The sequence below is a fragment of the Flavobacterium sp. 3HN19-14 genome (genome assembly GCF_051373205.1).
Lineage (GTDB): Bacteria > Bacteroidota > Bacteroidia > Flavobacteriales > Flavobacteriaceae > Flavobacterium.
This window is the reverse complement of the sequence record NZ_JBPPZT010000001.1, coordinates 2,543,745-2,566,449: the sequence shown is the minus strand read 5'-3', so window position 1 is coordinate 2,566,449 and position 22,705 is coordinate 2,543,745. Positions and strand designations below refer to the sequence as shown.

25 protein-coding genes and 1 pseudogene are annotated in these 22,705 nt (G+C 39.7%); 14 read left to right on the top strand and 12 right to left on the bottom strand.

What is annotated here, in order from left to right:
- Nucleotides 1-29 precede the first annotated feature (29 nt).
- From acs to ACSLFW_RS13920, 3 genes and pseudogenes are all read right to left on the bottom strand, one after another.
- Nucleotides 30-1,938, bottom strand: a pseudogene (gene acs / locus ACSLFW_RS13930) (acetate--CoA ligase).
- A gap of 67 nt (nt 1,939-2,005) precedes the next feature.
- Entirely contained in the window at nt 2,006-2,458 is a 453-nt protein-coding gene (locus tag ACSLFW_RS13925; RefSeq protein ID WP_436556257.1) for a dihydrofolate reductase family protein, read from the bottom strand.
- Between the two features lie 151 nt (nt 2,459-2,609).
- Entirely contained in the window at nt 2,610-2,966 is a 357-nt protein-coding gene (locus ACSLFW_RS13920; RefSeq protein WP_436556256.1) for a nuclear transport factor 2 family protein, read from the bottom strand.
- Nucleotides 2,967-3,166: 200 nt separating this feature from the next.
- On the opposite strand from ACSLFW_RS13920, the gene ACSLFW_RS13915 reads away from it, so the two are divergent.
- From ACSLFW_RS13915 to ACSLFW_RS13865, 11 genes are all read left to right on the top strand, one after another.
- A complete protein-coding gene (locus ACSLFW_RS13915; protein WP_436556255.1) occupies nt 3,167-3,643 on the top strand; it encodes a flavin reductase family protein in 477 nt (158 codons plus the stop codon).
- Nucleotides 3,640-3,771 (top strand): hypothetical protein, encoded by a 132-nt coding sequence (locus ACSLFW_RS13910; protein ID WP_436556254.1) that lies wholly within the window; start codon nt 3,640-3,642, stop codon nt 3,769-3,771. Before ACSLFW_RS13915 ends, ACSLFW_RS13910 begins: the two co-directional genes overlap by 4 nt.
- A 68-nt stretch (nt 3,772-3,839) precedes the next feature.
- Nucleotides 3,840-6,068 (top strand): FAD-dependent monooxygenase, encoded by a 2,229-nt coding sequence (locus ACSLFW_RS13905; protein WP_436556253.1) that lies wholly within the window; start codon nt 3,840-3,842, stop codon nt 6,066-6,068.
- Nucleotides 6,069-6,095: 27 nt separating this feature from the next.
- A complete protein-coding gene (locus tag ACSLFW_RS13900; protein WP_436556252.1) occupies nt 6,096-7,700 on the top strand; it encodes an AMP-binding protein in 1,605 nt (534 codons plus the stop codon).
- Nucleotides 7,700-9,229, top strand: coding sequence for a T9SS type A sorting domain-containing protein (locus tag ACSLFW_RS13895; RefSeq protein ID WP_436556251.1), 1,530 nt, complete (start codon nt 7,700-7,702; stop codon nt 9,227-9,229). Before ACSLFW_RS13900 ends, ACSLFW_RS13895 begins: the two co-directional genes overlap by 1 nt.
- Nucleotides 9,229-9,645: an acyl-CoA thioesterase gene (locus ACSLFW_RS13890; RefSeq protein WP_436556250.1), complete on the top strand. Its 417-nt coding sequence runs from the start codon at nt 9,229-9,231 to the stop codon at nt 9,643-9,645. Before ACSLFW_RS13895 ends, ACSLFW_RS13890 begins: the two co-directional genes overlap by 1 nt.
- A 15-nt stretch (nt 9,646-9,660) precedes the next feature.
- Nucleotides 9,661-10,638, top strand: coding sequence for a carbon-nitrogen hydrolase family protein (locus tag ACSLFW_RS13885; protein WP_436557455.1), 978 nt, complete (start codon nt 9,661-9,663; stop codon nt 10,636-10,638).
- A gap of 76 nt (nt 10,639-10,714) precedes the next feature.
- On the top strand, nt 10,715-11,827 hold the full coding sequence (locus ACSLFW_RS13880; protein WP_436556249.1) for a cupin domain-containing protein: 1,113 nt from the start codon (nt 10,715-10,717) through the stop codon (nt 11,825-11,827).
- A 198-nt stretch (nt 11,828-12,025) separates the two neighbouring features.
- Nucleotides 12,026-12,931, top strand: coding sequence for a fumarylacetoacetate hydrolase family protein (locus tag ACSLFW_RS13875; protein WP_436556248.1), 906 nt, complete (start codon nt 12,026-12,028; stop codon nt 12,929-12,931).
- A 78-nt stretch (nt 12,932-13,009) separates the two neighbouring features.
- A complete protein-coding gene (locus ACSLFW_RS13870) occupies nt 13,010-13,759 on the top strand; it encodes a maleate cis-trans isomerase family protein (protein ID WP_436556247.1) in 750 nt (249 codons plus the stop codon).
- Nucleotides 13,760-13,770: 11 nt separating this feature from the next.
- Nucleotides 13,771-14,142: a VOC family protein gene (locus ACSLFW_RS13865; protein ID WP_436556246.1), complete on the top strand. Its 372-nt coding sequence runs from the start codon at nt 13,771-13,773 to the stop codon at nt 14,140-14,142.
- Nucleotides 14,143-14,335: 193 nt separating this feature from the next.
- On the opposite strand, the gene ACSLFW_RS13860 is transcribed toward ACSLFW_RS13865, so the two are convergent.
- Together ACSLFW_RS13860 and ACSLFW_RS13855 are read right to left on the bottom strand one after the other, a co-directional pair.
- Complete coding sequence (locus tag ACSLFW_RS13860) at nt 14,336-14,947, bottom strand: hypothetical protein (protein WP_436556245.1); 612 nt, start codon at nt 14,945-14,947, stop codon at nt 14,336-14,338.
- The gene (locus ACSLFW_RS13855; RefSeq protein WP_436556244.1) at nt 14,923-15,282 is read right to left on the bottom strand and encodes a hypothetical protein; all 360 of its coding nucleotides are present in this window, start codon (nt 15,280-15,282) and stop codon (nt 14,923-14,925) included. Before ACSLFW_RS13855 ends, ACSLFW_RS13860 begins: the two co-directional genes overlap by 25 nt.
- Nucleotides 15,283-15,435: 153 nt before the next feature.
- On the opposite strand from ACSLFW_RS13855, the gene ACSLFW_RS13850 reads away from it, so the two are divergent.
- Nucleotides 15,436-15,588 carry a hypothetical protein gene (locus tag ACSLFW_RS13850; protein ID WP_436556243.1) on the top strand — a complete coding sequence of 51 codons (153 nt, stop codon included), beginning with the start codon at nt 15,436-15,438 and terminating at the stop codon, nt 15,586-15,588.
- Nucleotides 15,589-15,917: 329 nt separating this feature from the next.
- Here ACSLFW_RS13850 and ACSLFW_RS13845 read toward each other — a convergent pair whose 3' ends face one another.
- Nucleotides 15,918-17,381 (bottom strand): glycoside hydrolase family 130 protein, encoded by a 1,464-nt coding sequence (locus ACSLFW_RS13845; RefSeq protein WP_436556242.1) that lies wholly within the window; start codon nt 17,379-17,381, stop codon nt 15,918-15,920.
- 197 nt (nt 17,382-17,578) lie between these two features.
- Between ACSLFW_RS13845 and ACSLFW_RS13840 the strand changes: the two genes are divergently transcribed.
- Complete coding sequence (locus ACSLFW_RS13840) at nt 17,579-17,833, top strand: hypothetical protein (protein WP_436556241.1); 255 nt, start codon at nt 17,579-17,581, stop codon at nt 17,831-17,833.
- A gap of 59 nt (nt 17,834-17,892) precedes the next feature.
- On the opposite strand, the gene ACSLFW_RS13835 is transcribed toward ACSLFW_RS13840, so the two are convergent.
- The 4 genes from ACSLFW_RS13835 to ACSLFW_RS13820 all read right to left on the bottom strand — a co-directional run bounded on the left by ACSLFW_RS13835 (nt 17,893) and on the right by ACSLFW_RS13820 (nt 20,805).
- Nucleotides 17,893-18,267 (bottom strand): DoxX family protein, encoded by a 375-nt coding sequence (locus tag ACSLFW_RS13835; protein WP_436556240.1) that lies wholly within the window; start codon nt 18,265-18,267, stop codon nt 17,893-17,895.
- Nucleotides 18,268-18,388: 121 nt separating this feature from the next.
- Nucleotides 18,389-19,192, bottom strand: a complete 804-nt coding sequence (locus ACSLFW_RS13830; RefSeq protein ID WP_436556239.1) for an endonuclease/exonuclease/phosphatase family protein — start codon at nt 19,190-19,192, stop codon at nt 18,389-18,391.
- A 51-nt stretch (nt 19,193-19,243) separates the two neighbouring features.
- Nucleotides 19,244-19,747 carry a hypothetical protein gene (locus tag ACSLFW_RS13825; RefSeq protein ID WP_436556238.1) on the bottom strand — a complete coding sequence of 168 codons (504 nt, stop codon included), beginning with the start codon at nt 19,745-19,747 and terminating at the stop codon, nt 19,244-19,246.
- A 17-nt stretch (nt 19,748-19,764) separates the two neighbouring features.
- Nucleotides 19,765-20,805 carry a hypothetical protein gene (locus ACSLFW_RS13820; RefSeq protein ID WP_436556237.1) on the bottom strand — a complete coding sequence of 347 codons (1,041 nt, stop codon included), beginning with the start codon at nt 20,803-20,805 and terminating at the stop codon, nt 19,765-19,767.
- A gap of 244 nt (nt 20,806-21,049) precedes the next feature.
- On the opposite strand from ACSLFW_RS13820, the gene ACSLFW_RS13815 reads away from it, so the two are divergent.
- A complete protein-coding gene (locus tag ACSLFW_RS13815; protein ID WP_436557454.1) occupies nt 21,050-21,553 on the top strand; it encodes a pyridoxamine 5'-phosphate oxidase family protein in 504 nt (167 codons plus the stop codon).
- A gap of 48 nt (nt 21,554-21,601) precedes the next feature.
- On the opposite strand, the gene ACSLFW_RS13810 is transcribed toward ACSLFW_RS13815, so the two are convergent.
- Both ACSLFW_RS13810 and ACSLFW_RS13805 read right to left on the bottom strand, forming a co-directional pair.
- Nucleotides 21,602-22,003: a S24 family peptidase gene (locus tag ACSLFW_RS13810; protein WP_436557453.1), complete on the bottom strand. Its 402-nt coding sequence runs from the start codon at nt 22,001-22,003 to the stop codon at nt 21,602-21,604.
- A gap of 26 nt (nt 22,004-22,029) precedes the next feature.
- Nucleotides 22,030-22,311: a helix-turn-helix domain-containing protein gene (locus ACSLFW_RS13805; protein ID WP_436556236.1), complete on the bottom strand. Its 282-nt coding sequence runs from the start codon at nt 22,309-22,311 to the stop codon at nt 22,030-22,032.
- Nucleotides 22,312-22,705: the final 394 nt, after the last annotated feature.

The following is a 22,705-nucleotide window of genomic DNA, read 5'->3' as shown; positions in this document are numbered from 1 at the left end:
CCTTAATGGTTTAAAGAAATGTTTTAAGCTTAAACTTTCCCTTCTTTAATTTCCTCGACTATTTCCGGATTCAGTAAAGTCGTAATATCCCCGAAATTAGAGAAATCTCCTTCGGCAATCTTCCTTAAAATGCGGCGCATGATTTTTCCGGAACGCGTTTTCGGCAAACCTGAAACGAACTGCATTTTATCGAGTTTCGCGATTGGCCCAATCTGACTAGAAATAATATGATTGATTTCGTTGGATAAATTGTTCTTGTCGCGGCTTTCGCCAGTATCTTTCAAAATAATAAAACCATACAGTGCATTGCCTTTGATATCATGCGGAAAACCTACGATTGCGCTTTCGGCAACAGCCGGATGTTCGTTGATGGCATCTTCAATCGGCGCAGTTCCAAGGTTATGACCAGAAACGATAATCACATCGTCAACCCGGCCAGTGATTCGGTAATAGCCAACTTCATCACGAAGTGCACCATCGCCGGTGAAATATTTTCCCGGAAAAGTTGAAAAATACGTGTCTTTATATCTTTGGTGATCGCCCCAGATTGTTCTTGCAATCGCCGGCCATGGAAATTTAATGCACAGACTTCCTACAACCTGATTGCCTTCGATCTCATTGCGCTTTTCATCCATCAAAACCGGTTGGATTCCAGGTAACGGTAAAGTTGCATAAGTTGGTTTTGTCGGCGTTACAAATGGAATCGGCGAAATCATTACACCTCCAGTCTCCGTTTGCCACCAGGTGTCAACAAGCGGACAGCGTTTACCGCCGACGTGGTCGTTGTACCAGTGCCAGGCTTCCTCGTTGATGGGTTCGCCTACAGAACCGATTACTTTTAAAGATTTTAAAGGAAATCGTTGTACGTAATCAATGCTTTCTTTTGCCAAAGCACGGATTGCGGTTGGAGCGGTATAAAATTGACTGACTTTATGCTTTTCAATGACTTCCCAAAACCTTGAAAAATCAGGATATGACGGGACGCCTTCGAAAATGACGGTTGTCGCGCCATTGAGTAATGGTCAGTATAAAATATAGGAATGGCCGGTAATCCAGCCGATATCTGCCGTACACCAATACACATCATTCTCTTCATAATTGAAGATATTCTTGAAAGTATACGCCGTGTAAACCATATATCCGGCGGTGGTGTGCACCATTCCTTTCGGTTTGCCGGTCGATCCGGAAGTGTATAAAATGAAAAGAGGATCTTCCGCATCCATGATTTCAGCGACATTATTGTCGGATGCTTCATCTAACAGTGGCTGCAGCCAAATATCGCGTCCGTTGGTCATATTCACATCAGAATTGGTACGCTTGGCTACGAGTACTTTTGAAACAGACGGGCATGCCATCAGTGCTTCATCAATGATTGGCTTTAATTCGATAGTTTTGTTGCCGCGAAATCCACCGTCAGAAGTAATCACCATTTTGCAATCAGAATCATTGATGCGCGTTGCGACTGCAGATGCTGAAAATCCGGCAAAAACAAACAGAATGAATCGCTCCAATTCGCGCGCATGCTAAAACTGAAATTGCCAATTCCGGAATCATGGGTAAGTAAATGCAAACCCTGTCGCCCTTTTCTATACCTTGTTCGCGAAGTACATTGGCCATTTTACAGACCCTTTGGTGCAGTTCGTTGTAAGTGATGTGCTGTGCTTTTTCTTCCGGGTCATTGGGCTCGAAAATGATCGCGGTTTTATTGCCACGTCTGGCGAGGTGTCGGTCGATACAGTTTTTTACAATATTCACTTTTGCGCCCGTAAACCATTTTACATCGGCTTCGGCCATGTTGAATTCGACTACTTTTTCCCATTGTTGGTACCACGTAAAGTTTTCTTCGGCGATTTTGCCCCAGAATTTCCTTGGTTCCCGAATGGATTTATTGTAATGCTTGAAATATTGCTCTAAGTTGTCGATTTTATAATAGCTCATTGGTGTAAAGATTTGCAGCCAAATTTATGGATTTGGAGTGTAAAAAAATAGGACTATTTTTTCAAAGTTACACCGAAACATCGCCTGTTTTGACTTCGCCTCCTCTTTTATAATTGGCTATGACCACACCTTTTGATGTAACGACACTGTCTTTCAATTCAAATGCCGATGGAAATGCGCAGCCATCAAACAACTTTTTCCCATTACCAAGCAACAAAGGATAAATTTTCAGCCTTAATTCATCAACCAAATCGTTTTTTAAAAGCAAATGAATCAATTCGCTGCTTCCCCAAACCTGCAAGTCGGCTCCTTCGGTATTTTTTATTTTTTTGATTTCATCTATATTTTCAATAAAAGTGGTGTTTTTCCAGTCGGTGGTGTTGACCGTTTCAGATAATACATATTTCATACCTTCATTGATTCTGGGCGAGAAATGCCCATGTTCAGGCCAGTAGTTTTCCCAAATCTGGAATGTTTTCCTGCCCAGGAGGTAGTCGGTTTGTTGTAATTCCTTTTGCATGACTTTGCCGGATTCTTCATCATTATAAGGCGCAACCCAGCCACCATATTCAAATCCGCCCGAAGTATCTTCCTGTGCCCTGCCTGGCTCTGTATCACGCCGTCCAGCGTCATCATTGATAGTACAATAATTTTTCTCATAGCTTTTATTTTTAATTTTCGACCAATTCTATATCCATCGTTTTAATCAAATCATCTTCAAAAGTGTAAATGTGCTTTACCATTCCGTCAAAAATTAAACCGCCTTGCAAATCTTTTACCTTTTGGCGTACTTGCACTTCCAGGCTTCCATTTTCACGCTCATTAAACCCGATCGGCATGACTTTCGGATTGATTTCCGACCATTGCCTTGTCCAGTATTGCTTAATTTCATCGTGTCCGCTGATGTAGCCGCCTTCCCAGGCTTTTGACCATTGCACGTCGGGTTGCATCGTTTCGAGTGCGCCGTCGATGTTCCTGTCATTAAATGCGGTGTAAGCTTTTTCGATTGTGTCTTTTGATGATGTCATTTTTATAAAGATATTTTATTTATTAAACCTGAAAAATCATATAAATGTACAGATTGAAAATTATAAAATCCAGAAAAATGACTGTGCTGAAAGTAGAAATTTTAATTCCTGACAAATTCATAAATAAATGTTCCAAAAACAACAACATCGATAAAATTCATTGCCTTTTTTTTATTTTATTTGTATAAACAAAAGCACAAATGCAACTCAACCCCGATAATTTAGAGCAATCTGCTATATATAAACTGCTTACCGGAGCTGTCATCCCGCGCCCGATTGGCTGGATTTCAAGTATCAGCGAAGACGGTATCAACAACCTGGCGCCTTTTTCGTTTTTCAATGCCGTTGGAGATGATCCGCCACACGTGATGTTCTCGGCCGCAAGAGGCAATAATACCAACAAAGATACACTTAACAATGTCCTGGCGACCAAACAATTCGCTGTCAATATGGTCACCGAGGATTTGGTTGAAAAAATGAATACCACCGCACAGGCTTTGCATCCCGACGAAGACGAATTCATACACGCCGGCGTTACGGCAATTTCCTGCGAAAAAATAAAACCGATGCGCGTAAAAGAATGTATGATTTCGCTTGAATGTGAACTCGTACATCATTATTCGCTTGAAAACCACAAATTCGGCGCGCCACAATCATCGTCGGAAAAGTCATCATGATGCACATCGCCGACGAAATCCTGATGGAAGGCTACAAAATCGACATTTCAAAATACCAACCCGTTTCAAGGCTTGCAGGCGCGTATTATGCCAGGCTCGGAGAAACTTTTGTCGTAAAACGCAATTGATATGAAGATAGCAGTTATTGGTGGCGGCACCATGCGGATTATATTTTTCAATCCTTACGAAAAAAGCAATGCCACATTGCCAGATCGATGTTTATGAGCGCAATAAAGCCGATGACAGTTTTGGTTTTGGCGTTGTTTTTTCAGATGAGACGCTGAGTGAATTCCTTTCACGCGACCCAAAATCGTATGATTTGATCAGAAGTAAATTTGCTTATTGGGACGAACTAGATGTTGCCAGGGATGGCGAAATCGTACGCATTACAGGTAATGGTTTCTGCGGATGCTCGCGAAAAACACTTTTGCAATTACTGCAGCAAAGATGCACGGAAGAAGGTGTCAGCCTTCATTTTGAATATGATGTTAATGATTTGTCTAAATTTAAGGATGCTGATATCATCGTAGCTGCTGACGGGATTGGAAGCGCCATCAGGACGCAATTCGCAGCTGATTTCGGCACAAAGGTCGAATTGAAGAAAAATCGTTTCGTCTGGCTTGGGTCTACAAAACCACTCGATGCATTTACTTATTTTTTCCGCACAACTGAATTCGGCACATTCGTCGCCCACACCTACCAATACCAGGAAGGCATGAGCACCTGGATCTTCGAGTGCAGTGATGAAACGTGGCAAAAAGCCGGTTTTGAAGTGACTAATGAAGAGGCTACAATTCAAAAACTCGCTGAAGTTTTCAGGGATGAACTCGACGGCCACGGTCTTATATCCAATAAATCCCATTGGCGGCAATTCCCGCATGTAACCAACGAAAAATGGTCTGTCGGCAACATTGTACTTTTAGGAGATGCAAAAGCAACTGCCCACTACTCTATCGGTTCAGGAACAAAATTAGCTATGGAATGCGCTATTGGACTTTCTGATGCAGTTGTAGCTAATCCAAGTAATATATCAACTGCTTTTGAACAATACGAAAAAACACGCCGCAATCGGGTTGAAATGATACAACACGCCGCCAATGTATCGCTCGAATGGTTTGAAGACATGACACGCCACATCAAGCATCCGTTTTATCAATTCGCTTTTGGCGTAATGACGCGGGCCAAGAAAGTGACGTATGAAAATTTGCGTTTGCGTGATAAATCCTTTACGGATAAAGTTTTGGCAGAATTCAATTCGCTGCAACAAAGTGAAAAATCGGATGTTCCTGCAGCATTCACATCGTTTTCATTGCGCGAAATGACGCTGCAAAACCGGATCGCCATGAGTGCCATGGGCAGATATTGTGCCGAAAACGGAATTGTAAATGACTGGCATTTTACCCATTACACCAGTCGCGCAATTGGCGGTTTAGGATTAATAATTACTGAAGCTACCGCTATTTCTGAAACCGGACGCATCACTTTAGGTGATTCCTGCATATATACTATAGAACAATTAGTTAACTGGAAACATATAGTTGATTTCATTCATAAAAATACAAAATGTAAAATCGGAATCCAGTTGGCCCATTCAGGCAGGAAAGGTGCAATTTCAAAACCTTGGGAAGGCGGCACAATTCTCGAAAACCGATGGGAATTAATGGCCGCATCTCCAATTCCATTCAATGAAAAAATGCCTGCCCCGAGAGAAATGACGATTGAAGATATGGATGTTGTCGTTTCGCAATTCGAAAAAGCCTCCAAAAGTGCAGAAACTGCAGGATTCGATATGATTGAACTGCAATCGCATCATGGTTATTTACTCGCATCGTTCCTTTCGCCATTAACAAACATCAGAACTGACGAATTTGGCGGAAATATCGAAAACAGATTGAGATTTCCGCTTCGGGTTTTTAATGCCATTAGAAATACTTTCCCAAAAGAAAAACCAATTTCAGTAAGAATTTCCGCTTCAGACTGGGCTGAAAACGGTATTTCTGAGACGGATGTAATCGCAATTGCCGGAGCTTATAAATTGGCTGGCGCTGATATTATTAATGTCTCAACCGGAAATACGGTTTCCTATCAACAGCCGCAAATTGGCAGGATGTGGCAGACGCCGTTTTCAGACACCATACGCAATTCCGTGGAAATTCCGACAATAACGGCAGGTTATATCCAGGATATCGACCAAATCAACACCATCATTTTGAACGGTCGTGCCGATATTGTAGCACTCGGAAAAACATTGCTGCTTGACCCTTATTTTGTTCGGAATGCACAGGCTTACGAACAATTTCAAGCCGATGATATTCCGCCGCAATATAAAGCCGCAGTTCCGCATTACAACCCGATGATTGCCGGAAACCGAAAGTTGGCTGAAGGCATGAAAAAAGCCCTGAAACCGGATTCCCATAAAAAGTAATTGTAAATTTTTGAAGTATCATTTTAAATGAGGACATACGAAGACAATTTTGCGCATGACAGCCTTCCATCACCGGACTTACAACCGGATTATATCTTCGACGGCGTACAGTTCATTCGTCCCGAAATGCTCAATTGCGTAGAAAAATTACTCGATTCGCACGTTAATAACGGACACGGAGATGCCATTTGTTTGCGGACTTTCGAAAAAAACTGGACATACAACGATTTATACAAAAAAGCCAACCAGATTGCGCACGTTCTGGTTGAAGATTTAGGATTGAAATCCGGAAATCGGGTGCTCATTCGCTCTGCCAATAATCCAATGATGGTGGCTTGTTGGTTCGCCGTTTTAAAAGCCGGTGGAATTGTCGTTGCTACGATGCCGCTTTTACGCGCAAAAGAACTCACTACGATTATCGACTGTGCAGAAATAGCAATATCTTTATGCGACGCTGATTTAGCGACAGAAATGAATCAGGTAAAATCATCATTTTTAGTCCGCACTTGTTTTTACGATGGAAGCGAAAAAAATCCGACTGAATTAGACGAACTTGCCAAAAATAAACCGGAAACTTTCGCCAATTATCATTCAACGGCCGATAGTATCGCGTTGATTGGATTCACTTCCGGTACTACAGGATTGCCAAAAATGACCGCGCATTATCATAAAGATATACTTAATATTTGCGAAGCATTTCCTGTATATGCATTACAACCAACACCTGATGATATATTTACCGGAAGTCCGCCTTTAGGATTTACATTTGGTTTAGGAGGATTGGTTTTGTTCCCAATGTATTTCGGCGCATCAACTTTCCTGATGGAAAAACCGAGCCCGGATTTATTGCTAAAAGCCATCGCCGAACACAAAATCACCATTTGCTTTACCGCACCTACTGCTTACAGGATTTTAACGACGAAAGTTGCCGATTTCGATATTTCCAGCCTCCGTAAATGCGTATCAGCAGGTGAAACGCTTCCTTTAAAAGTCTGGAAAGATTGGAACAATGCCACCGGATTAAAGATAATTGACGGTATTGGTGCGACAGAAATGCTGCATATTTTCATTTCATCGAATGAAGAAAATATGAAGCCCGGCGCAACAGGCGTTGCCATTACAGGTTATGAAGCGAGGATAATTGACAAGGATGGAAATGAAGTCACAGCCAATACTCCCGGAAGACTTGCGGTTCGTGGCATTACCGGTTGCAAATACCTGAATCGCATTGAAAAGCAACTCGAATATGTTGAAAATGGATGGAATTTAACCGGTGATATTTTCCGTCAGGATGAAGACGGTTATTTCTGGTTTGTGGCGCGTGGCGACGATATGATCATTTCTTCCGGCTATAATATTGCGGCAATTGAAGTAGAAAGCGTACTTTTAACACACGAAGATATCCTTGAATGCGCAGTAGTCGGTTTGGCTGATGAAGAACGTGGAATGCTCGTTAGCGCGCACATCGTCCTTCATGATAAAGATAAAGCTTCGGAAGAAATGAAAAAAGATATACAACGGTGGTTCAAGGAAGTAGCTGCGCCCTATAAATATCCAAGAGTGATTAATTTCCTGGATGCTTTACCAAAAACAGAAACGGGGAAAATTCAACGTTTTAAACTCAAGAATTAATGAAAAAAATTAGCTCTTTAATGATATTATTTGCTTTTAACTGCTTTGGGCAGGCGCCCATAATCGAATGGCAAAAGTCCTACGGAGGAACACTGGGAGAAGGTGCTTTGTGCATAAAACATACTCCGGACGGGGGCTATATTATTGGCGGAAGTTCTCGTTCTAATGATGGCGATGTAACGCAAAATCAAGGTAGCACTGACGCCTGGATCGTTAAATTAAATACTGCAGGTAACATTCAATGGCAAAAAACTTACGGTGGCACTGGAAACGATGCTGCTTATAAAATAGAATTGAGCAATGACGGTGGCTATATTTTTTTAGGAATGACCAACTCAGCTGATGGCAATATATCCGGGTTTCATGGCAATGACGATTTATGGGCTGTTAAACTTGATACTGCAGGAAATATCCAATGGCAAAAAGCTTTAGGAGGTTCTGGATATGAATTTTCAGGAAGTATAATCGCAGTAGTCGATGGATATGTAATTTGCGGCAGCTCAAACTCTAATGACGGAGACCTCAATTTTAATAATGGTAATACTGACGGCTGGGTTGTAAAACTCAATTTTGAAGGCGATATACTCTGGCAAAAATCTTATGGAAATGATGATGGAAATGATGATGGAGAAGGATTCTACGGAATTAGTCAAACATCAGATGGCGGTTATCTGGTTTGCGGGGATAAAGGCATGAGCAACTGGTGGACCAGGAGAAGAAGTCGATTTATACGACGCATGGGTGGTGAAAATCGATGCCGACGGCAATTTAGAATGGCAGAATTCATACGGAATGAGCCTACAGAACAACTAATTTTCGGAGGTTCTGGTACTTCAGATGGTGGAATCATTTTTTGTGGATACACTTCTGTTTACGACGACAACGGAAATGTTACTGACGACGATATGTATGTCGCCAAAGTCGATTTTACAGGCAATTTAGTTTGGCAAAAGAGTTATGGAGGTTCGTCTGATGAAGTAGCTTATGCAGTTTCAGAGAATCCGGATGGTACTTTTACTGTCATAGGCGAAACGGGTTCATCAGACGGCGACGCAACTCAAAATTATGGTAGCAGCGATGCTTGGGTTTTAAAATTAGATACAAGCGGAAATATCGTCTGGCAAAAAAACTACGGTGGTACTGAATATGAATATGCCGATTCTTTTGTAAACAATAACGATGGAAGCATTACATTTGCAGGCACTTCATCTTCAACCGACCATGATCTAAGCGAAAATCATGGCAATTCAGATTTATGGATAACAAAGCTGGAAGGCACTTTGTCAACAGTCAACCTGAAAAATAATAATCTCAGCATTTTTCCAAATCCTGCAAAAGACGTTATTTATTACAACTTTACAGAAAATGAAACTGTTATAAATTCAACTGTTTCTGATATGTGCGGAAAGATATGTCTACAAAATGCAAACAAAAGAAATATAAATGTTGCCGCGTTGCAATCAGGGATTTACATAATCAACGTAGCCACCACAAAAGGCACTTATAAAACGAAATTCATCAAGCAATAATGATTTTTACAAAACAAGAAAAAATACGCTTCAAACACGTTGATTACGCCGGAATCGTTTTCTATCCGCGATTCCTTGAAATGCTCAATGATTTGGTTGAAGACTGGTTTGAAGAAGCGCTCGACAGGCCATTTTCAAAAATTCATGAGACCAATGGTATTCCGACTGTTGATTTAAAAGTACAATTCAAAAAGGCAGCGAGAATCGGTGAAATCCTGACAAAATCACTTTGGGTTAAAAATATCGGTGGAGCTTCTGTGGTTTGCGGATTTAAGTTCGAAGATGAAAAAGGAAATACCTGCCTCGAAGGTGAAGTGACTCTGGTAAATGTAGCCTTTACTGATGGCAAATCTGATATAAAAGCCGAGCCTTTTTCTGTCGAAACAAGAACTAAAATAAGTGCATTCGTCATTTAAAACAATTAAAAATGGATTTTCCGAAATTTAAAGCCGCTACTGTACAAACATCGCCAGTTTTTTCTAAACGTTGAAAAGACGATTGAAAAAGCGATTTCTTTTATAAAGGAAGCCGGCAATAACGGTGCACAATTAATAGCTTTTCCCGAAGTTTTTATCGCGGGCTATCCCTACTGGAACTGGATCATGACGCCGGTTCAGGGCAGCAAATGGTATGAAGAATTATATCGGAATTCAGTAGCCGTTTCTGACGAATCGATGAAGCCATTATTTCAGGCTGCGAAAGACAACAACATCCACATTGTAATCGGGATCAACGAACGTGGCGACAGTTACGGCGAAATTTACAACACCAATTTAATTATTGATAACTACGGAAACCTGATTGGGAAACACCGGAAATTAGTCCCAACCTGGGCAGAAAAACTCACATGGACTTCCGGCGACGGCTCTTCCTTAAAAGTATATAAAACTGAAATCGGCCCGATCGGAACATTGGCCTGTGGAGAAAACACCAATACGTTAGCGCGTTTTACGCTGTTATCGCAAGGCGAACTGATTCATATTGCCAATTATATTTCATTGCCCGTTGCGCCGCCTGATTATGATATGGCCGAGGCGATTAAAATCCGTGCCGCAGCACATTCTTTCGAAGGAAAATTATTTACGATCGTTTCGTGTTCAACAATTTCAAAGGAAATTATGGATGCTTTGAAGCCTGACGTTCCTAATGCCGAAGAATTGCTTACGCGAAAAAACTCCGCTTTTTCAGGGTTTATAGGTCCGAATGGCGCCGTTATCGGAACGCCTTTAATTGATGACGAAGGCATCGTTTATGCAGACATCGACTTATCAAAATGCATCCAGCCGAAACAAATGCATGATATTTTAGGGCATTACAATCGCTTTGATATTTTCGATTTGCGCGTGAATGTCGCGCCAACCCGAAAGATAACTTTTATAGACAATCACGAAGAATTTAATAAAAGATAAACGCGAATTTCACAGATTTGCAGAAATTTACTCTGTGTAAATCTGTGAAATTCGTGTTTGATGAAATATTCATATTATGGAAACAAAACACAACGATGATGTAATAGGCCGCGCCCGCGTTCAGGACACACCGGAATTAGAGGCATATTACAAAGAGCTCAACAATCTCGGTGCCGGTGCTTTATGGACAGTTGCCAACGACATCGAGCCATGGGAACCACGCTCCTCTTCTGTCCCAATGCTTTGGAAATATGAAGATTTGCGCGAATTGGTCGTGAAATCATCAGAACTTGTAACACCTGAGCAAGCCGGAAGGCGTGTTGTTTATCTTGTCAATGACAAACGTAAAGATGTCAGTGCCGCAGTTGGTTGGCTGTACACCGGGATCCAGGTGACACGTCCCGGAGAAAGCACTTCCGCGCATCGCCATAAAGCCTCTGCATTGCGTTTCATTATGGAAGGCGAAGGCGGCTACACTGTCGTTGATGGCAATCGCGTGACTTTTGAAGTGAATGATTTTGTAATCACGCCGAATTCCGCCTGGCACGAGCACGGCTGCGAGGAAAACGGTAAAATGTGTATTTGGCAGGACGGACTCGACATTCCGCTTGTAAATGCGCTCGAAGCGAATGATTACGCGGTTTTTAACGGTAAGCAACCACTTGTTTCTCCCGAAAATCATTTGCCTTTAACTTACGGAAATGCTGGATTAATTCCGGCTGACTTGACTTGGGATAAGCCTTATTCGCCATTGTTCAAATATTCCTGGAAACAGGTTTACCCAGCGTTATTGGAAGCGGCAAAAGTCAATGAAGGCTCACCTTACGACGGTATTATCATGCATTACAGCAATCCGCTCACAGGCGGACATGTCATGCAAACTATGGGCGCATCGATGCAGCTTTTACGCGCAGCGGAACATACAAAAGCGCACAAACATACCGGTTCATTTGTTTATCAATGTGCGAAAGGAAAAGGCTATTCTGTGATTGACGGCAAAAGATACGACTGGAAGGAACGCGATATTTTCTGCGTTCCGTCCTGGGCGTGGCATGAACACGTAAATTTATCTGAAACTGAAGATGCCTGTCTTTTTTCATTCAACGATTTGCCGGTGATTGAAAAACTCGGATTGTACCAGGAAAAAATTTACACAGAAAATAACGGATTTCAAATCATAAACGGATAACATGAAAAATCTCCCAAAACTTATTTTTGGTTTAGTGGGCTCAGGCCTTTTTATAGCGCTTGGATTTTATCTGATTGGTAAAGATGATAAGCTTTCACAGACAATTGGTTATGCCAATATTATTTTCTGGATTGGAATCTGGGTATTCACCATAACAAAATCATTTTTGAATTACTCAAAACGAAATAAAAGTAACCTATGAAATTATTGACTTACGAAATAAATAATGCGCAGAAATTAGGCATCCTGATCAATGATACGGTCGTCGATATCGAAACGCTGGGCTTTAAATCAAACGAGACTTTTCCGAAAACAATGCTTGATTTAATCGATGCCGGATTCGAAGAAGTAGCGAAAATACAGCACATATTAGACAGCTCAAGCGAAAATGTAATCGCATCTAGCTCATTGCCTTTGTCAGAAGTCATTGTCCTTGCTCCTATTCCGAAACCGCGTAAAAATATCATCGGCATCGGACTTAATTATACCGAACACGTTGCTGAAAGCGCGCGAACACTTGACACTTCCAATGAATTGCCTCAAAAACCAGTAATTTTTTCTAAGCCACCAACTACAGTTACAGCAACCAATACTGAGATTTTACACAACCCAAAATTGACACAGCAATTGGATTGGGAAGTCGAACTTGCCGTAGTGATTTCGAAAAAAGGGAAATACGTTCCTAAAGAGGATGCGATGGACTATGTCTTCGGATACACCGTAATCAATGACGTTTCTGCCCGCGATTGCCGTCGTGCCGGTCAATGGATTGTTTCTAAAGGACAGGACACATTTGCGCCGATGGGGCCGGTTTTGGTAACGAAAGATGAGATTGAAAATCCGCACAACCTTAATTTGTCATTGACTGTGAATGGCGTCGAAAAGCAAAATTCCAATACAAAATTCATGCTTTTCAACATCAATGAACTGATTGAAGATTTAAGCACCGTTTTCACTTTGGAAGCTGGCGATATCATTGCCACAGGTACTCCTGCTGGTGTCGGCGCCGGCCGCAATCCGCAAGAATGGATGTGGAATGGTGACGTTGTTGAAGCGACTGTTGAAGGTATTGGAACTATCAGAAATACTGTGAAAGAAATATAATGCTACAAGGTTTTGGGTAAAGGGTTCTGGTCGCAGAATTCTTCCCTGGCCCTATGCCTTAAACCCTAAACCAAAGAAATGAAAAAATTCAGAATCGGCCAGATTGTACCCTCATCGAATGTCACGATGGAAACCGAAATTCCGGCTATTTTTCGCGCACGCGAAACAATTCTTCCTGAAAGATTTACTTTTCATTCGAGCAGAATGCGCATGAAGAAAGTCACCAAAGAAGAACTCGAAGCTATGGATGCAATGAGCTTAAAATGCGCTCAGGAACTTTCAGATGCACATGTCGACGTCATGGGCTATGCCTGCCTGGTCGCTATCATGAGCATGGGTAAAGGCTATCATTGTGTTTCTGAAGTCAATTTGCATCAGGAAACCGTTGCCAACGACTTCCCTACTCCAATTGTAACCAGTGCCGGCGCTTTGATCAACGGATTGAAAGTTCTAGGAGCGAAGAAAATTGCAGTAATTACACCCTATATGAAGCCGCTTACACAAATGGTTGTGGATTATATCGAAGACCAGGGATTTGAAGTCGTCGATTTTGTCGCGCTTGAAATTTCGCATAATCTCGAAGTGGCTGCACAGGATCCGATGAATTTACTCGAAATTTATAAAAAGTTGAACCTCGAAGGCGTTGATACACTCGTTGCTTCTGCCTGCGTACAAATGCCGTCGCTTGAAGCAATCGATTTACTCGAAAAAACAACCGGACTTCCCGTAACTTCGGCTGCAGTTTGCACTACTTATGAAATGATGAAAAAGCTCGGTATAGAAGCAAAATCAGCAATTGGCGGTACTTTGCTAAACGGAAAATATTAAACCTGACTAATATGAAAACTACAATTTTAGGATTACGAACGACTATTTATAAGGTAAGCGATTTAGGTGAAGCGAAAGAATGGTATTCAAAAGTGTTTCAGACTGCGCCTTATTTTGACGAACCTTTTTATGTAGGTTTCAATATTGGCGGTTATGAACTCGGACTCCAGCCGCAATATGTGGTACATGAAAAAAATGATGCCGTTGTAAGTTATTGGGGCGTAGAAAATGTCGAGGAAGAATACAAAAGAATCATCGGATTAGGTGCTAAAAGCCATGAAGAGCCACAAAACGTAGGCGGAGATATTGTAGTTGCGACATTGACAGATCCGTGGGATAATACAATTGGATTGATTTATAATCCGCAGTTCAGGATGCCTTAACGGTCAGAAATCAAGGTTTGGCGGTTCACCGTTTAATTTGCGACCTGCAATAATCCCATCTTCATAAATTTTCTTTATTGAATTTTCAAAAGGATCTTTTTCATGCCGGACAGTGAAACCCATTTTCCTGTTAAAAAGATATTGTTCATGAGCAATCGGTAAATGTTCTGCAATTTTTCTGCAGTGAAACTGATCATAGGCAATCTGGAAGTGCCTGCCTGAAATCCTGATGTGCCGCAATCGGAATATTTTCCGTTTCCTGTACCATGCTGCTTACAAGTTCTTCATAATGCATCCTTTCGTCAGAAATAGATGATTTGCCTGACGAATAATTCTGGTACCATTTTCTGGCATCGGTGTCATCAAAAGTAGTTACAAAAAACTTAAGGAAGTCTTCCTCGTAAATATTTTTCATAAACGGCCTCATATCCCGGTTCGGATCTTCCGGCGGGCAATTTTTCATATTTTCATCCCGACTAAGTTTCATATAAAATTCTTCTTTATCTCCCCGGATGTTCGGAAGCAATAAAAGTGAATTTTTACCTGTTCTCAGGTTATGATATTCATACCATTCGGGAATATCGCAATGTTCATTGTCGGCATCCTTTATATCGCTATAATTCTGCCACTCATAATATTTATTGTAATCAGGTGTTGTATCAGATTTTAAAAGAAATTCCTGATACATTTCGACTTCAGCTTCAGTAATTGATTCAATAAAACTGCAATTCAGTATATCGGCTCCCCATACTTTAAAATCATAACTGATTACGATATCTTTTAAAGTGATCTGTTGGCCCGCCATAAGCATTGGAGGTCAAATAATTTTTTTTGCAAAATGACTTCAAGGTGTGAATGGGCATAATTAATCCATTTTGTACGCTTGTTTTCGGCTCTTTCTTTAAAAGAATCACCATATTTAAACCAGAAATATTTTTGCGTCGCGTAATCTTTTATAAAATTGTTAGTTGAAGCATCGTGAAATTGTTTTAAATAATTTTGAATCGATTCATTATTTTCGAGCTCCTGTATCCATTTGATTTTGAGTTCTTTTTCCTTCAGTAAATCTTTGATTCCATTGTTTACCTTCTCATTTGTATAATTATCCAGGTGACCTGAGTTTTCATCATTCTCTTCCATAAATATAATTTTAATCACACCAATTTAGTAAAATTTCTCAAATTGCGAAAACGTTATCTTTAAATTATACAACACAAATAAAAAATTGTGTAAGAAAAAACACTGACTATTGAAGGAAATTTGTCATAACAACAACCTCAAAAAAACTTAATTATGGAAGCGAACCACAAGCCGGAAAATCTAGAATTTGTAAATTATGAATCAATCGTAAACATCAGCGAAGAAAATGACGCAGAAGAATTTGACTTCGATTTTGATTACGACCCAAATGAAATGTACTATGAACTTGCTGCCAGAAACCGTTAAAACATTCCAGAAAGTCATTGCTAAATATAACCTGTTGGAATATTCTGTTTGCATAATTAACTTTATATCCTGACGTAAAACCACAGTCATGAACGGATTATTCAAAACATTAATTGCTGGCTACAGCGCCAAGAAATTAGGCGGCGGCTGCTTCGGGATGATAATAATATTTGTAATAGTCTACTGGCTGCTCGGGTATTTTTAATCGAAAATCCTTTTTCGCATTGCGGAAATCTATATAAGAAAACCTTCAGGATTTATAAGTCCTGAAGGTTTTTTATTGAAAAGGCGAAAGTTTAATTGTGTAAAAATAAGTGACTTTCGACTATTTAACCTCCGTTTTTTAGCCTGTCCAACAAAACTTCAAGATTCACCGTCGCAAATGTAGAACTGTGATCAGACAATCCGTAAGGAATTATCAACTCGTTATTGTGTATGATGGAACCGCAGGAATAGACAACATTCGGAACATAACCTTCACGTTCATCAAGATTGGGCATAATAAGCGGATCTTTTAAGCGCCCGATTTCGATTTCCGGATTTTCAAGGTCGAGTAATGACGCACCAATACTATAACGGCGCATCGACAGAACGGCGTGCGTGATAATAAGCCAGCCGTCTTTAGTTTCAATCGGCGAACCGCAATTTCCGATTTGCACAAGTTCCCAGGGATATTCCGGTCTTTGAATTTTTTTCGGATTTTCCCATACATTAATGGTTTCAGAATACATGATATAATTGTTCCAGCCATCAATACGCGACAACATCGCATATTTGCCATTGATTTTTCGCGGAAATAACGCCAGGTTTTTATTTTTCGCTCCTGCTCCATTCAGTGGCGAAGTCTTGAATTCATAAAAATCAGTCGTCTTTAGTAATTTCGGCATGATGTGCTGGCCGTCGTATGCGGTATAAGTTGCGTAATAAATGATGCTGCCGTTTTCGCGTGTAAATTTCACAAAACGGGCATCTTCGATTCCTTTGCTTTCCAAATCTGAAATCGGGAAAATCACCCGGTCACTGATGTCAGTATCGCGTGAAAAAGTAATTTTTCGGTAGCTGTCAGAAAGTGCCAATATCAGGTTGTAATGGTTAAGTGTTTCCCTGTCAGTGGTTTTGGATTTGGCTTCGATGATAATTTTCTTCAGCGCTTCATAATCGAATGTCTCACCGAGTTCTTCCTGTACTTCTTTGAGGAATTCACGGTTTACGCCTTCTTCTTCGGCCTTTTTAAGGAAAAGCTTCTTTTGGTAAACAGCGTTTCGTACTCTTTCGGCTTCATCGATGTAATTCCCTGCTGGGATTACCGTAATATTATTGTGCCTGTCAATCAGCGCACGTCGGAAAACCACAGATGAAACGTGTCCTTCGCCAACTGCCCTGAAGCTGATAATTACCCGCAATTGCCCTTCCTCGAGATAACTTTTATCAGGATCTTCAATAATTGACGGATTGAAAAACGCGGCTGATTCAATTGAATATTCATGCGTAAAATAAGAGCCGATGAGCAATCGCGTATATTCATCGAGCGAATCAGGCCTGACGCCGCACTGCGCTATGTAAGGTTTTACACGTTCACAATGCTTATATAATTTATGAGTGATATTTCTGTGTCGTTTGGAGAAATCCTGAAGCAAAGGTGAAATCAGTGAGAATACTTCTTCTTTTGGTAGTTCGAGTACTTTTTTAATCAGGGCAACTGCGCGTTCTTCGCCATTAAAAAAGAAGCGTGCAATAACGCGTCTCGAATCAGGAGTTACTTTTACGGCTTTTCTGTCGATACTTATTTTCATAGCAGAAATTGTTTTGTTTGGGAATAAAATCTTACATTTTGGGTAGTTCCAATTTACGATTTAAATTTCGTACCGAGGGGAACATTAACTTTTTGATAGGTTTTTTCCTGCGCTGAATTTTACAACATTTGAAGTTAAATGCATAAAACAGATTGCGTCGTAAAAACGTAATTTTAAGAAAACTAAAAATTATAACCATGGGAACAATAAATAACGGCAGTCAGGGAAAAGGAAATCAGGGCGCCAGGCACGATGGTCAGAAAAATTACCAGCATTCGAATCAGCGAAATCCCGATAACATCAGGAACAGCACCCGTGACCACGAATACAAAGATTATGATGAGGCGCTAACCAACGATGTTAATTTTGAAGGCGGCGCGCCCATCAACGGAGAACCGGATTACGATGACACACAGCAGAATGTAGACAAAAAAGCTCCCGAAAGGGAATAAAAACAGGACAGTTTATAGCTGTCCTTTTCTTTTGAATCTATAAAAATATCGTTTTGTCGTTAAACTTGTGGTGCAGCTTGTAATTTATGATAGGAAAAGTAAGAAGCAGCCAATATTGCAAGAAAAATTAACGGCATAAAGGCAAAGAAAACCTGCTCGTCTACGCAATAATAACTAAGTCCGGCGAATAAAAAATCAAATGTAAATCCGGCATAAGCCCATTCTTTAGCGCGCGCAGGAACTTTTGGAATTATCAGCAGTAAAACGCCGATGACTTTGAATACCATCAGCAATCCACCGAAATATTCCGGGTAGCCGAGATGCCTGATGCCTTCTTTTGCTTCAGGAGAATTAAATGTAAATGCCGGCATTACGCCCTCAAAAAGAAAAATAATAATCGTTGTCGTCCAGAAAATAATTTTGGTTGATTTCATAAAATAATGGTTTGGTTTTGGTTAATTGATTGTAATACAGCTGCAATATACAAATTTTCTTAATTTGGAAAAAATAGCTGTTGTCTACACAAAATCCAGTTTTAAATAAGCGAGGATTATTTTATTTCAAGGAAAATTCCATTTGAACAGGAATGTGATCAGATATTTCTTTGGCCAGTTTTAGCGTTTTGAAAGCAGTATAAAAATATATTGCGTTCACCTTAATCTTCAATATTTTCGAAGTATTAAACCAAATATTGTCATATTCTGAAGCAAGGCAATCGTTATTCCTGCAGGCCTTTTTTAATGAAGTCTTCTGTTTGGTAAATGCAGGCCTGAAATTAAGTTTCCGAAGCGGCTCAAAAACGCCATGTGACTGCGGGCAATTAAAATCACCGGCGAAAATCAGATTTTTACCCAAGTATTCGTCAGGCAATAATTTGAGGTATTTGATTTCTGATTCAGGCTGTTTTCCTTTCGGAATCGCATGAAAGCTGATAACAGTGAATTGCTTTCCGTCAGATTCAAATGTGCATACAAAAGGCTCACGGTCGATTTCTTTCGCATATTTAACTTCCAATGTTGCTTTTCCGACGGGCTTTATTTTGGCACTTTTCCATAAAAATGCATATCTCTCAGTAGAATATTTCGTTCCGGAAGTCGGATCACTTACGCAATATTCCCATTTTGTCCCTGCTCGGTTGAGTGCATCGGCGAGTTTCGCAACTGCTTGCGGGCCGCCATTTCCGGCAACAACTTCCTGTATGGCGGCAACATCGAAATCTTTAAGCGTATTGGCAATAAACTCAATTGCATCAGGGGATTTTGATTTGCCAAAATTTTCAAGATTCCAGCTGCACAGGCTAATCTGCGCGTGGCCAACTGAAATAAATAAGAACAGGATAAAAGTGAAAATGCTTTTCAAATCAGGAATTTTAACGATTCGAAATTACATATTTGATTCGAACGAAGAAAATCAAATCATAATCTTCTTCAAACCTTCCTGAATATTACGCCAGAGGAAATTGTAAAAAGAGGTATTCGGAATCCTTTTAACTGAAACTTCAGTACTCACCAATTCACCTTTAGTGTCATTCTTCACCAGTAAATTCGCGATTGCTGTCATAAAACCATTCTTTTTGTCGGGATTTTTTTTGCGGAAAACCTTCACTTTCAAGTCGTCATATTTTACCGCGAAATCGCCTTGCGAACTGATATCATTTCCTGTGAAATTGAAATAAACTTCTTTCAGGATGCCGTTCGTCGTTATATTCATGTAAGGTTTTACAAACGGCTCCATCGCTGAAGCATCGAAATTCAGGATACGACCCTTGATGTTGAATCCGTCAGTTTTATCGAGGACATTGAGTGTCCAGTCAACGCGTAATGGCGAAGCTTTCATGAAAATGCAATTGATATCAATTTTTACATCAGGCAATTTCGTTTGCATAAATCCGCTGTGGATATTGGCTGCAGTCATATTGAATTTACTGAAAGTCAGTTTTCCCGGGCTCTTTCTGCGGCTTTTTCTTCTTCGTACATGATATAAGAATTACGCAGTTTTAAAGTCGTAATGTCAAGGTCGAATTTAAGATCGCGCAGCAATTTGTTGTATAATTTCTTTTTGGTCATATCATCGTCCTGCAATTTACTGCGGTAAATATCTGCGGCAACCTGATCCAATTCAACAGCTTTGGAATGGAAGAAGAAAACGGTGTCTTTGTAACCCCATTCCATGCCGCGAATGTCAATATCTTTCGCCTTTAATGTATAAATGTCTTTTTCAAATCTGATATTTTTCAAAAATTCTTTCCTTGAATATTGCGGCAGCATGGCAAAATTTTTAACATTGATTCCTTTTTCCGTAGTCTTCACTTTTTGCGTAGTGATTTGATAAAATTTGCTAGGCTGATAAAAAATACTGTCGCAATCAAATGCATAGGTTTTGTATGAAAACGGAATTTTACGCTCGAGAATATCATCTGTTATTACAATGCCTTGGAGCTTTACATTGATATTTCTGGCATTCAGGATGGTTTTGTTATTGAGAATGTTGAGGATTTTGACATTGCCTTTATCCAGAAAAATATCAGAAACTGCGATAATTTTTTCAAACGGTTTTACCACTTCAGAACTGATACTTTTAGAGTTATCGATTGCTTTCTCACTTTTTTTATACAAAACCACATCCGGTTGTGTTACCCGAATGCTTCTTGCTTTTAATTTATTGCTGAAAATCACATTCCAGATACTGAAACCTAAGACGTCGACAGCTTTTACATTGGCGTAAATCCCGGTTTTTGAAAGGCTGTCTTTGATGGCGTATTTAGGTGTTACCACAATTTTTTCTGCGTGGATGCTGGCGTTTATGAGTGATATTTCAATTTTATCATACTTAATATTATAGGCAGAATCGTTTTCACGGTTGATGATTTTTGGCAGTTGTGTTGTTACCCAAAAATTGACGCCAATATGCAGCAGCACTAAAACGAAAAGAACCGATCCGGCAATAATCAAAATACGTCGATAAATTTTCATAGCATCTCTTTTATCTTAAATTTAGTCATTAATATCCGAAAAGAATTACAATTAAGATTTCTTTATACATACGATAAAAATCGCAACATTAAACACTTCTTAATTTCGGGTGTGTAAGTTTCACAAAGTATTGGCAAAGCCCTAACATAACAAACTTTTTTTAAGCGGTAAATTTGAGTAAATGCCAGAAAAAACAATTTAAACCAAAAAAGAAAGCTATGGACACTACTGAAAAGAAAAAAACCTGACGAACTTAACCAGTTCTGAAGCAGTTGCAAAATTAAAAGAACTCGCTGAAGATGTAGGCATTTGTATGTTTTGCACAGATCTTACAACCTTGCCAATTACAACCAGGCCAATGGGAATTCGGGAAGTCGATGACCAGGGAAATCTTTGGTTCATGAGTTCGAAAAAAAGCAACAAGAATTTTGAAATTAAGGCGGATGACCGGGTACAGTTATTATTTGCAAAAATTCCGCATTCACATTATCTGTCGGTATATGGTAACGCTACCATTTATAAAGACAAAAGCAAAATTGATGAGTTATGGACACCTATCGCAAATGCCTGGTTTGAGGAAGGTAAAGATGATCCGGATGTATCTGTAATCAAAGTTGTTCCTTCGGATGTATATTATTGGGATACTAAAGACGGAAAATTAGTTTCTCTTATAAAGATGGCAGTCGCGGCCATTACCGGAAACCCGCCGGATGATGGCGTTGAGGGAAATATAACCGTTTCAAAATAAAAAAGCTACACCATTTGATGTAGCTTTTTTATTTATGTAAATTTATTTTTAGTTTTTCACTTTTTTAGCTTCAACGAATGCGTTTATTTTCTTAAGGCTGTCGGTAATAAATTTAATTTTAGTGTCATGGTTGATGTCATATGAAATCTGTCCGCATATCTTCCAGACTTCATCAATATCAGAAGTTTTGATGATAACATCCTGATAACCTTCATTTTCGCTTGAAAGGATATATTCGCCTTCCTTAAACGGACTTACCTGCAACCTGTTAATGAAAATACCTTTTTGGCGGCTTACGATTACAACAGGTACATTTTGTACGATTTCGTTAGAACTTTCGCAAATTACATATGAATTCTCTTCGATAAGCGGAAACATATTACTGCTCACGACTTGAAATGCCCGGGATTCCTCACCACTGACAAACGGAAAATGATATTTCGGAAGTATGTCAAGCAGTGCGTCAGAATCATTGCCTAAAGCATATTGAAACTGAACATCACGGCTGACAAGCGGTGTCTCTGTTGAAAATTCACTCGATTTTTTCTTATTAAGAAAAACCAGGTTAAATCAAGTTCATACAATTCACATATTGAAAGTATAGCGTCATAATCTAGTGTATCCCTTTTTTTCCAGGTAGAGATTGTGTTGGCTCTAACTCCAAGGACGTCGGCAAGCTGAGCGTCTCTTTTGATCTTCAGAAGCTTTTTTAATCGGTCAATAACGCTAATTGCATTATGTGATTTTAAATTTTCCATATTCGCAAAATGTATTGTGCTTAATGTAGGAAAGGAAGCACTAGTTATGGTTATTTGGTTAAATTCTATATAAATCGGATTTGGGGGTCGATCTATATCGCTTATAATCAACGTAAAAAAGATAGTAAATGAATGGATCTCACATCGATTAACGTGACAAATATATACTTTTTTCTAAAATTGCAACTCTTAAACAAATTATAATATTTAGAATTACGATATAATTTTATTTTTGGATTTAATTCTAACATTATTTGATGATTTTTGCGAGAAATATTCGGAATAACTGTTTGTTATACAATAAAATAGATTAAACTTTGAATTTACACAATGTTAGAAAACGAAAATTCGATGATTTATTGATGAATAATTTTAACAACTTCTTGCTAATTTG

Bases quoted from the DNA above. Each gene is read 5' to 3' on its own strand.
- ACSLFW_RS13825 (WP_436556238.1), bottom strand. From the start codon at position 19,747: ATGACTGCAGCCAATATCCACAGCGGATTTATGCAAACGAAATTGCCT.
- ACSLFW_RS13845 (WP_436556242.1), bottom strand. From the start codon at position 17,381: ATGAAAATAAGTATCGACAGAAAAGCCGTAAAAGTAACTCCTGATTCG.
- ACSLFW_RS13840 (WP_436556241.1), top strand. From the start codon at position 17,579: ATGGGAACAATAAATAACGGCAGTCAGGGAAAAGGAAATCAGGGCGCC.
- ACSLFW_RS13820 (WP_436556237.1), bottom strand. From the start codon at position 20,805: ATGAAAATTTATCGACGTATTTTGATTATTGCCGGATCGGTTCTTTTC.
- ACSLFW_RS13850 (WP_436556243.1), top strand. From the start codon at position 15,436: ATGGAAGCGAACCACAAGCCGGAAAATCTAGAATTTGTAAATTATGAA.
- ACSLFW_RS13925 (WP_436556257.1), bottom strand. From the start codon at position 2,458: ATGCAAAAGGAATTACAACAAACCGACTACCTCCTGGGCAGGAAAACA.
- ACSLFW_RS13915 (WP_436556255.1), top strand. From the start codon at position 3,167: ATGCAACTCAACCCCGATAATTTAGAGCAATCTGCTATATATAAACTG.
- ACSLFW_RS13835 (WP_436556240.1), bottom strand. From the start codon at position 18,267: ATGAAATCAACCAAAATTATTTTCTGGACGACAACGATTATTATTTTT.
- ACSLFW_RS13905 (WP_436556253.1), top strand. From the start codon at position 3,840: ATGCCACATTGCCAGATCGATGTTTATGAGCGCAATAAAGCCGATGAC.
- ACSLFW_RS13870 (WP_436556247.1), top strand. From the start codon at position 13,010: ATGAAAAAATTCAGAATCGGCCAGATTGTACCCTCATCGAATGTCACG.
- ACSLFW_RS13860 (WP_436556245.1), bottom strand. From the start codon at position 14,947: ATGGCGGGCCAACAGATCACTTTAAAAGATATCGTAATCAGTTATGAT.
- ACSLFW_RS13805 (WP_436556236.1), bottom strand. From the start codon at position 22,311: ATGGAAAATTTAAAATCACATAATGCAATTAGCGTTATTGACCGATTA.
- ACSLFW_RS13895 (WP_436556251.1), top strand. From the start codon at position 7,700: ATGAAAAAAATTAGCTCTTTAATGATATTATTTGCTTTTAACTGCTTT.
- ACSLFW_RS13875 (WP_436556248.1), top strand. From the start codon at position 12,026: ATGAAATTATTGACTTACGAAATAAATAATGCGCAGAAATTAGGCATC.
- ACSLFW_RS13910 (WP_436556254.1), top strand. From the start codon at position 3,640: ATGATGCACATCGCCGACGAAATCCTGATGGAAGGCTACAAAATCGAC.
- ACSLFW_RS13920 (WP_436556256.1), bottom strand. From the start codon at position 2,966: ATGACATCATCAAAAGACACAATCGAAAAAGCTTACACCGCATTTAAT.
- ACSLFW_RS13865 (WP_436556246.1), top strand. From the start codon at position 13,771: ATGAAAACTACAATTTTAGGATTACGAACGACTATTTATAAGGTAAGC.
- ACSLFW_RS13880 (WP_436556249.1), top strand. From the start codon at position 10,715: ATGGAAACAAAACACAACGATGATGTAATAGGCCGCGCCCGCGTTCAG.
- ACSLFW_RS13890 (WP_436556250.1), top strand. From the start codon at position 9,229: ATGATTTTTACAAAACAAGAAAAAATACGCTTCAAACACGTTGATTAC.
- ACSLFW_RS13855 (WP_436556244.1), bottom strand. From the start codon at position 15,282: ATGGAAGAGAATGATGAAAACTCAGGTCACCTGGATAATTATACAAAT.
- ACSLFW_RS13900 (WP_436556252.1), top strand. From the start codon at position 6,096: ATGAGGACATACGAAGACAATTTTGCGCATGACAGCCTTCCATCACCG.